Annotated in this window: 11 protein-coding genes; 3 read left to right on the top strand and 8 right to left on the bottom strand. The window is 66.9% G+C overall.

Annotation, left to right across the window (positions count from 1 at the left end):
* The first annotated feature begins 34 nt into the window (after nucleotides 1-34).
* Complete coding sequence (locus CSR00_RS17475; RefSeq protein ID WP_099023690.1) at nucleotides 35-796, top strand: LmeA family phospholipid-binding protein; 762 nt, start codon at nucleotides 35-37, stop codon at nucleotides 794-796.
* Nucleotides 797-814: 18 nt separating this feature from the next.
* Here the strand turns inward: CSR00_RS17475 and deoC are convergent, their stop codons facing one another.
* The 6 genes from deoC to CSR00_RS17445 form a co-directional block, all read right to left on the bottom strand.
* Nucleotides 815-1495, bottom strand: a complete 681-nt coding sequence (gene deoC / locus CSR00_RS17470) for a deoxyribose-phosphate aldolase (RefSeq protein ID WP_099023689.1) — start codon at nucleotides 1493-1495, stop codon at nucleotides 815-817.
* The gene (locus tag CSR00_RS17465; protein WP_407662465.1) at nucleotides 1495-1932 is read right to left on the bottom strand and encodes a DUF2599 domain-containing protein; all 438 of its coding nucleotides are present in this window, start codon (nucleotides 1930-1932) and stop codon (nucleotides 1495-1497) included. Before CSR00_RS17465 ends, deoC begins: the two co-directional genes overlap by 1 nt.
* A 4-nt stretch (nucleotides 1933-1936) precedes the next feature.
* Complete coding sequence (locus tag CSR00_RS17460) at nucleotides 1937-2218, bottom strand: DUF2516 family protein (protein WP_099023688.1); 282 nt, start codon at nucleotides 2216-2218, stop codon at nucleotides 1937-1939.
* Between the two features lie 205 nt (nucleotides 2219-2423).
* On the bottom strand, nucleotides 2424-3113 hold the full coding sequence (locus tag CSR00_RS17455; RefSeq protein ID WP_099023687.1) for a heparin-binding hemagglutinin: 690 nt from the start codon (nucleotides 3111-3113) through the stop codon (nucleotides 2424-2426).
* 72 nt (nucleotides 3114-3185) lie between these two features.
* Complete coding sequence (locus tag CSR00_RS17450; protein ID WP_099023686.1) at nucleotides 3186-3695, bottom strand: helix-turn-helix domain-containing protein; 510 nt, start codon at nucleotides 3693-3695, stop codon at nucleotides 3186-3188.
* Between the two features lie 129 nt (nucleotides 3696-3824).
* Complete coding sequence (locus tag CSR00_RS17445; protein WP_099023685.1) at nucleotides 3825-5114, bottom strand: DUF445 domain-containing protein; 1290 nt, start codon at nucleotides 5112-5114, stop codon at nucleotides 3825-3827.
* Between the two features lie 202 nt (nucleotides 5115-5316).
* Here CSR00_RS17445 and CSR00_RS17440 point away from each other — a divergent pair, with 202 nt between their 5' ends.
* Both CSR00_RS17440 and CSR00_RS17435 read left to right on the top strand, forming a co-directional pair.
* Nucleotides 5317-6024 carry a TetR/AcrR family transcriptional regulator gene (locus CSR00_RS17440; protein ID WP_099023684.1) on the top strand — a complete coding sequence of 236 codons (708 nt, stop codon included), beginning with the start codon at nucleotides 5317-5319 and terminating at the stop codon, nucleotides 6022-6024.
* A 27-nt stretch (nucleotides 6025-6051) separates the two neighbouring features.
* Nucleotides 6052-6909 (top strand): polyphosphate kinase 2 family protein, encoded by an 858-nt coding sequence (locus CSR00_RS17435; RefSeq protein ID WP_099023683.1) that lies wholly within the window; start codon nucleotides 6052-6054, stop codon nucleotides 6907-6909.
* 129 nt (nucleotides 6910-7038) lie between these two features.
* Here the strand turns inward: CSR00_RS17435 and CSR00_RS17430 are convergent, their stop codons facing one another.
* Nucleotides 7039-7911, bottom strand: a complete 873-nt coding sequence (locus CSR00_RS17430) for a cyclopropane mycolic acid synthase family methyltransferase (RefSeq protein ID WP_099023682.1) — start codon at nucleotides 7909-7911, stop codon at nucleotides 7039-7041.
* 234 nt (nucleotides 7912-8145) lie between these two features.
* Nucleotides 8146-9003 (bottom strand): 3-hydroxybutyryl-CoA dehydrogenase, encoded by an 858-nt coding sequence (locus CSR00_RS17425; RefSeq protein WP_407662466.1) that lies wholly within the window; start codon nucleotides 9001-9003, stop codon nucleotides 8146-8148.
* Nucleotides 9004-9101 lie beyond the last annotated feature (98 nt).

The raw sequence follows: 9101 nt of genomic DNA, 5'->3' as shown, positions 1-9101 counted from the left end.
CACCGCAGCCGTACCCCGCAGGAGCGCCCCCGAGATGCCCCGCAAGCAGAGCCGCCTGCGCACGTTCCTCAAGGATCCGCTGTCGATCGTCCTGATCGTCGTCATCGTCGTGGCCCTGGTGTTCGCCGGCCTGCTCGCCGGCGAGCTCTACGCCCGCAACCGCGCGGACACGGTGGTCGCCAAGGTCGTCAGCTGCGTCGTGCAGGACAACGCCAGCGTCTCGTTCGCGCCGCTGCCGCCGTTTCTGTGGCAGCACATGAACGGTCACTACACCAACATCTCGGTGGAGACGGCGGGCAACCAGATCCGCGAAGCCAAGGGCATGAAGGTGGACCTGGACATCCGCGACGTGCGGCTCAACGACACCGGGAACTCCGCGGGCACCATCGGCTCGCTGGTCGCCACCATCAACTGGAGCAACGAGGGCATCAAGCAGACCGTCCAGGACGCCATCCCGCTCTTCGGCGGGATCGTCTCGGCTGTGCAGACCAACCCCGCCGACGGCACCATCGAACTCGACGGGGCGCTCGGCAGCGTGATCGCCAAACCCGAGGTCGTCGACGGGGGCCTGTCGCTGCAGGTGCTGAAGGTCACCGGACTGGGCTTCACGCTGCCGCGGGAAACCGTGCAGCCCGCGCTGGACGCCTTCACCTCACAGCTGACCAAGAACTACCCGATGGGCATCAAGGCCGACAGTGTCTCGGTGACCGACACCGGGGTGACCAGCCAGTTCTCCACCCAGAACGCCACCATGCCGGCCGCGCAGGACGATCCCTGCTTCGCCGGGATCGCCTGACGCCGGGCAGCGTCGGGGTCAGGGCAGCCCGTCGAGCACGGCGCGGGTTCCCGACAACCCCAACCGGGTGGCGCCGGCGTCGAGCAGGGCGACCGCGTCGGCGGCGGTGCGGATACCGCCGCTGGCCTTGACCCCCAGCCTGTCCCCCACCGTCTCGGCCATCGCCGCCACGGCAGGCACCGAGGCTCCCCCGGCGGGGTGGAAGCCGGTCGAGGTCTTGACGAAGTCGGCGCCGGCGTCGGCGGCCGCGCGGCACACGGTCACCAGCGTGTCGGCGTCGCCCAGGCTCAGCAGCGCCGCCGACTCCACGATCACCTTGAGCACCGCACCGGGAACCGCCGACCGCACGGCGGCGATGTCGAAGTGCACCGAGGAGAACTGGCGGTCCAGCGCGGCACCGATGTCGATCACCATGTCGATCTCGCCGGCGCCCGCCTCGGCGGCCAGCGCCGCCTCCCGCGCCTTGACCGACGAGAGGTGCTTGCCGGACGGGAAACCGGCCACGGCGGCCAGGGCGAGTCCCGGACCGCACAGCGGTGCCGCGGTGGACACCATCGGCGGCGATACGCAGACGGCGTAGACACCGAGGTCGAGGGCCTCGTCGACGAGCGCGGCGATATCAGCCGCGGTCGCCTCGGGTTTGAGCAGGGTGTGGTCGACCAGGGCGGCGACGCGGGCACGGGTCCATTCGGCCGCCATCAGAAGGGTTCTTCGGAGCCGCCGGGGTTGCAGCCCGCCTCCAGCATGGCGCCGATGTCGACCACCGGCCGCCAGGGCTCGAGGTTCCAGCTGGTCTTGCCGGGCGCACCGAACTCGGCGAGGTACCAGTGGCACTTGAACTGGTCGCGCATGCCGGGCAGGTCGGCCTCGGGGGCCATCGCGAGCACCTCGGTCCATGCCTCGTCACCGAGGCTTCCGGTACCGAAGGTGCCGGCGGCCTCCCGTCCCGTGGGCGTCGGATACACCCGCAGACTCGACAGGTCACCCCACTTGGCCCATTGCGTGTGGTCGATGAACGGGGGTGCGAATTCGTCGTCGGCGCCGGCGGCGGGGGCCATCAGGGTGGCCGCGCACAACAGCGCCGAGGTGGCCGAGACGACCGCCGGCACCGTTCTGGACATCATCGACGGTCGCATCCGGTCAGCGTGACTTTCCTTGCACTTCCAGCAGTTTGGGCCGGACATCGACGAGGTAGACGCCCGAGGCGACGGCACAGATGGCGATCCCGGTGATCCCGAGCACCATGGCCAGCAGGGTGGCCACACCCAGGATCAGCAGCCACACCGGCTTGGTCAGCTTGTCGACGGCGGTGTAGGCGTCGGGACGCTGCATGGCGGCATGCACGAAGGAGTAGACGCCGAGGATCAGCGCGGCAATCGAAAGCAGGAAAACGATGTCGCCCGCTAGACCGGCAAGGAACACCCCACCAGCCTATGCGGGCGACATTGTCAGTGTCGAATTCTCGGTGTCGAACTCTCGATGTCGAATTCTCGGTGTCGAACTCTCGATGTCGAACTCTCGATGTCGAACTCTCGATGTCGAACTCTCGATGCCGAACCCTCAGTGGCAAATTGTTGGACAGGTTTAGTAGCCGGCGGTTGGCACCGGCTACCACCTGCCAGTCGACCTACTTCTGGGTGACCTTCTTGGCCGGGGCCTTCTTGGCCGGAGCCTTCTTGGCCGGAGCCTTCTTGGCGGGGGCCTTCTTGGCCGGAGCCTTCTTGATGGCGCCCTCGGCCCGCTTGCCGGCGTCCTCGACGGCCTCGTCGGCCTCGAGCACGGCCTCGTCGACGCGGCCCGGCAGATCGACGCCGACCAGCTTGGCGGCGCGCTCGCCGACGGCGCGGGTCTGGCTCGCGACGTTGCCCAGCGCATCCTGGGTCAGCTCGACGGCCTGCTCGACGTAACCCTCGGCCCGGTCGGCGGCGTCGCCGAGCGCCGGCTGGCTGCGCAGCCGCTCGATCGCGGCCTCACCGCGCTCGACCAGCTTGCTGTAGGTGCTCTGCGCCGCGTCGGCGTATTCCTCGGCGACCTTGCGCAGCTCGTCGGCGGTCAGCTTGTCCTGCAGCTCGCCGAACTGCTTGGGCAGGTCCTCCTGCAGCTTGGTCAGGCGGTCGCGGGCGTCGTCGACGCGGGTGTTCAGGGCGCTGCGCCGCTCCTCGGCGCGGGCACTGGCATCGGCGCGGGCGTCCTCGGCCCGTTCGCGCAGGGTGGCCACGATCTCGTTGACGGTGGCCAGCGCCAGATCGGCGGCGCCCACGGCGGCCAGCAGCGGGGCCTTCAGGTCTTCGATGGTCGGGTTGGTGTTCTCGGCCATGGTGGTTCCTTTCACACAGATGGTTAACGTTTTTTCGTGGTGAGCCCTCAGGGGCGGAGATCGGACATCAAATCAGTCGTTCGACTCCTTCGGCTCTGGGTCGTTCGGGTCTTCGTGCAGGCCGTCGTTCATGCCCCCGAGCACGTCGGTATGCCCGACTTCATGCTCGACCACATGCCCGACTTCTGCGCCCAGCTCGCCCTCCAGGGCCAGCGTGGCCTCGTTCTGTTGGATGAACGAGGTGTAGATGTCGAGCAACACCTGCTTCTGCCGCTCGGTGATCGCCATGTCGGAGACGATGGCGTCACGGACCTCGTTGCCCTCCCCAGGTTCGAGGATCCCCGCCTGGACGTAGAGCACCTCGGCCGACACCCGTAGCGCCTTGGCGATCTGGTTGAGCACCTCGGCGGACGGTTTGCGCAACCCGCGTTCGATCTGACTCAGGTACGGGTTGCTCACCCCCGCCTTCTCGGCCAGCTGCCGGATCGACACCTGCGCCGCCTCACGCTGCGTCTTGATGAAGTCTCCGATATCGGACGCGGCATGGGTCACCACGGCGGCAAGATTCTCGTCCTGCTGCATGGGTTTCCCCCTTCGGCGGATTGGATAACCAACCTGGCAACCAACGCGGATCACCAACATGGTGTCGTCGGGTGACAAAATCCACCGTACGCCCGAGTGCTAACTTTTGCAAGCACTTGTTAGCGCAGGTCAGAATAATATTTGCGCCACTGAATAGATAATCAGGCCGGCCAGTGCACCCACCACGGTGCCGTTGATCCGGATGAACTGCAGGTCGCGGCCGACGTGCAGTTCGATACGCCGGCTGGCCTCGTCGGCGTCCCAGCGCTCGATCGTCTCGGTGATGATCGCGGTGATCTCCACCCCGTACTGGGCCACCAGATGCTGGGCCCCCCGCACGATCCAGGCGTCCACCTTGGCCCGCAGGTCGGGGTCGTCGCGCAGCGACTTGCCGATGCGCATCACCGAGTCGGCGACCCGGGTACGCAACGCGCTGGAGGGGTCGTCGACCCCATCCAGGACCAACCGCTTGAGGGTCGTCCACGCCGTCTCGGCAGCCCTCGTCACCTCGTCGCGGGCCATCAGCTGCTCCTTGACGGCCTCGGCCTTGGCGATCGTCGCGGAATCGTTCTGCAGGTCGTCGGCGAACTCGAACAGGAACCGCGTCGCGGACTGCCGCAGTTCGTGGTTGGGGTTGCGCCGCACCTTGTCGGTGAAATCCATCAGCTCGCGGTGGATCCGGTCGCCCACCAGCTGGTCGACGAACCGCGGGGACCAGCTCGGCGAATCCCGGGTCACCACCCGCTCGATCGTCTCGCCGGCGTTCAGCGACCATTCGAAGGCCCGATCGCACAGCAGTTGGATCAATGCCTCCTGCCGGTTCTCGGCCAGCAGCGTCGCCAGCACCCTGCCGACCGGTGGCCCCCACTGGGGTTCGGCGACCCGACGCACGATCATCCGGTCGATGAGCTGCTGAATGTCGTCGTCGTTGAGCAGGGCCACCAGCACCCGCAGCACCGTGGCGGTCTCGCTGGCCACGCGGTCGGCGTGCGCGCGCTCGGCCAGCCAGTGGCCCAGCCGGGCCGAGATCTGGGCGTCGTTGAGCTTGGTGGCCACCACCGGTGGCGCCAGGAAGTTCTCCCGCACGAACGTGCCCAGCCCCTCACCGAGCTGATCCTTCTTGCGTTTGATGATCGCGGTGTGCGGGATCGGCACCCCCAGCGGGTGCTTGAACAGCGCGGTGACGGCGAACCAGTCGGCGAGCGCGCCCACCATGCCGGCCTCGGCCGAGGCCCGGACGTACCCCACCCAGGCCGGCGCGCCGGTCTTCTGCGCCCACGTGCAGACGAGGAAGATCACCGTGGCGCCGAGCAGGAAGCTCAGGGCCACCACCTTCATGCGCCGCAGCGAGCGGCGCCGGACCGCGTCGGCCTCGGGGTCCGCGCCCGCGAACGACTCCGCGAAGGACCCCCGCGTCATCGCCGCGCCCGCCAGCAACGAAGGCAGGTCCGAGCCCGCTGGCGAAACCCGCGAGTTCTGTCGAAGTGCCACTTCACCATCATCCGCTATCACCACGCGAAGGGTGCCCCGCACGCGCCGCCAGTTACTGTGACTCCATCCCCGGCGCGGCGCCACGAAGCCCGTATTATTACGTGTAACTAGCGAAATAGGACGCGAGACAGTGGCACCTCAATCCAAGCCCGGGGCCGTCAAGGTGGACGGACGCAAACGTCGTTGGCACCAGCACAAGGTGGAGCGGCGAAACGAGTTGGTCGACGGAACCCTGGAGGCCATCCGGACCCGCGGCCGTGACGTCAGCATGGACGAGATCGCGGCCGAAATCGGCGTGTCCAAGACGGTGTTGTATCGCTACTTCATCGACAAGAACGATCTCACCACGGCAGTGATGATGCGATTCGCTCAGACGACGCTCATTCCCAACATGGCCGCGGCGCTGTCGTCGAATCTCGACGGTTACCACCTGGCCCGCGAGATCATCCGGGTGTACGTCGACACCGTCGCCGCCGAACCCGAGATCTATCCGTTCGTCTTCGCCAACAGCTCGGCCAGCAAAAGCAAGGTGATCGCCGACAGCGAACGGATCATCGCCGGGATGCTGGCCGTGATGTTCCGCCGGCGCATGCAGGAGGTCGGCATGGACACCAAGGGCGTCGAGCCGTGGGCCTACATGATCGTCGGTGGTGTCCAGCTGGCCACCCACTCGTGGATGTCGCATCGCCGGATGTCCGCCGAGGAGTTGACCGACTACCTGACCATGCTGTCGTGGAGCGCGTTGTGCGGCATCGTCGAGGTGGGCGGGTCGCTGGAGCGGTTCAACGGGCAGGCCCATCCCTCTCCGATCCTTCCGCCCCCGATGAGCGGGGACTGACCACCGGGCCGCACTAGGCTCCCGGGTATGTCCGATCTCCCGTCGCTGTGGTCCCACGAGCCGCACACCGTCCTGCAGTTCCGGCCCGGGCAGTCGGTGTTGGACATCGACTACGACGCCACCCCGGGGTTCAAGGGTGACAAGGAGCACGCCCCGGTGCTGCAGGCCGAACGCAACGAACGCCTCGCCGGGCTGCAGGAGATGCTCTACGCCAACAGCCGTGAGGGCGACACCCGCTCGGTGCTGCTGGTCCTGCAGGGCATGGACACCGCGGGCAAGGGCGGCATCGTCAAACACGTCGTCGGCGCGGCCAATCCCCAGGGCATCCGCTACACCAGCTTCGGTGTGCCCACCGAGCAGGAACGCAAGCATCACTACCTGTGGCGGGTCCGCAGGGCCCTGCCCGGGCCGGGAAAGATCGGTGTGTTCGACCGCTCGCACTACGAGGACGTGCTGGTGGTGCGGGTACACAATCTGGTCCCGCCCGAGGTGTGGGGGGCGCGCTACAACGAGATCAACGAGTTCGAGCGCGAGCTGGTCGAGGCCGGCACCACGATCGTCAAGGTGGCGATGTTCCTGTCCCTCAAGGAGCAGAAGGAGCGGCTGGCCGAGCGACTGGAACGTCCGGACAAGTACTGGAAATTCAATCCGGGCGATATCACCGAGCGCGAGTTCTGGCCCGCCTACCAGCGGGCCTACCAGGCGATGCTGGACAAGACGTCCACCAGTTACGCGCCCTGGTACATCGTGCCCTGCGACAAGAAGTGGTACAGCAGGCTGGCCATCACCGAGCTGCTGATCGAGGCGCTCAAGTCGCTGAACATGTCCTGGCCGCCGGCCAAATTCGATATCGAGGCGGAGCGGAAACGGCTGGCCGAGGCGTGAGTCACGCCAATGCGGACCGGCGTGAGTCACGCCAATGCGGACCGGCGTGAGTCACGCCAATGCGGACCGGCGTGAGTCACGCCAATGCGGACCGGCGTGAGTCACGCCCATTAAGACCGCGTGGCCGTCCTACTTGACCAGGGTGAACTGTCCGACGTTGGTGATGCCGCGCTGGAAGAAGTCGGCGCAGCCGGTCAAGTAGTGCATGTACTTGTCGTAGACCGCCTCGGACTGCATCGCGATCGCCTCGTCGCGGCGCTTCTCCAGGTTCTCGGCCCACATATCCAGGGTGCGTGCGTAGTGCGGCCGCAACAGGTGGACGCGCTCGAGGGTGAACCCGGAGTTCGCGGCCAGGGTCTCGATGTCCTCGACCGCGGGCAGCTGGCCGCCGGGGAAGATCTCCTGCCCGATGAACCGCATGAACTTCAGGTCGCTGATGGTCAGCTTGATGCCGTTCTCGCGGAAGAACTTCTGCGTGTGCGCCAGGATGGTGTGCAGCAGCATGCGGCCGTCGTCGGGCAGGATGTCGTAGGCCCGCTCGAAGAACAGCGGGTAGCGCTCGGCCTTGAAGGCCTCGAACGCGCCGATGCTGACGATCCGGTCGACCTTGTCGGTGAACTCCTCCCAGCCCTGCATGCGCACCTCGACGGTGCGCGAGGTGTCGATCCCGGCCATCAGCCGGCGGGTGTACTCGCTCTGGTTACGGCTGAGCGTGATGCCGATGACGTTGACGTCGTATTTCTCCACGGCGCGCTTGAGGGCACCGCCCCAGCCGCAGCCGACGTCGAGCAGCGTCATCCCGGGTTCCAGGTTCAGCTTGCCCAGGGCGAGGTCGAACTTCGCCAGCTGCGCTTCCTCCAGGGTCATGTCGTCGCGCTCGAAGTACGCGCACGTGTAGCCCATCGTCGAGTCCAGGAACAGCGCGAAGAACTCATCGGAGACGTCGTAGATCGACTGCGATTCCTCGTAGAACGGTTCCAATTCGGTTTCCGCACCGGACATGCGTACACAACCCCTTGCCTATTTTGAGTACTACAGATCGGAACCTACGCCCCGCCCGAGGAGGAAGACACCTCTCAGGGCGAGCCAGGTAGTCACGTTGCGACCCGACCGGAACCTATCGTTCCATCGCAGGAGAGGCTAGCTAACCGAATCCCGCAATGCCAATGGCGGTCCCTCCAATAAGTCGGCCCCCAGCTTTTCACCAGGTTTTCGGGTCAGATCCCCAGTAGGTGGTCACTGGTAGGTGTAGAAGCCGCGACCGGCTTTCTTTCCGAGCAGGCCCGCCTCGACCATCCGCTGCAGCAACGGCGGCGGCGCGTAGAGCGGTTCCTTGAACTCGTCGAACATCTTGTCGGCGATGAGCTTGAGGGTGTCCAGCCCGATCAGGTCGGACAGCCGCAGCGGCCCCATGGGGTGCGACAACCCCGCCACGACCGCGGTGTCGATGTCCTCGACCTCGGCGATCCCGGCCTCGGCCATCCGCATCGCCGACAGCAGGTAGGGCACCAGCAGGGCGTTGACCACGAAACCGGAACGGTCCGCACAGCGCACCACCTGCTTGCCGAGCGCCTCCGAGGCGAACGCCTCGACCCGCGCGGCGGCGTCCTCGCTGGTCACGAGCGTGCTGACCAGCTCGACGAGCGGCAGCACCGGAACCGGGTTGAAGAAGTGCAGGCCCAGCACCCGGCTCGGATTCTGTGTGGCGGCGGCGATCTTCATGATCGGGATGCTCGAGGTGTTGGAGGCCAGGACGGCGTCGGGATCGGAGACGATCCGGTCCAGCTCGGCGAAGACCGTCGTCTTGACCGTCTCGTCCTCGATGATCGCCTCGATCACCAGCTGACGGTCGGCCAGGTCGGCCATGTCGGTGGTGAAGGTCAGACGCGCGGCGGCCGCGTCGCGATCGGATTCGGAGAGCTTGCCCTTCGCCGCGGCGCGGTCCAGCGACCCGGTGATGCGCGCGCGGCCCGCGGTGATCAGCTCCTCGGTCGGCTCGTAGACCAGCACCTGGGCACCGGCCTTGGCGCAGACCTCGGCGATGCCGGCGCCCATCTGCCCGGCGCCGACGACGCCGACCCGCTCAATACTCACCTGGATGCTCACCTGGATCTCCTCACAGCGGTCAGGCCCCGCCCGCGGCGTGCGGACGGGGCCTGACGCTATCAACTCGGTCGCTGTCGACTCGGCTC

Origin of the sequence: Mycolicibacterium palauense (genome assembly GCF_002592005.1) — a bacterium.
Classification (GTDB): domain Bacteria; phylum Actinomycetota; class Actinomycetes; order Mycobacteriales; family Mycobacteriaceae; genus Mycobacterium; species Mycobacterium palauense.
The sequence above is the reverse complement of the archived record's forward strand: the minus strand, read 5'-3'. Positions and strand labels throughout refer to the sequence as shown.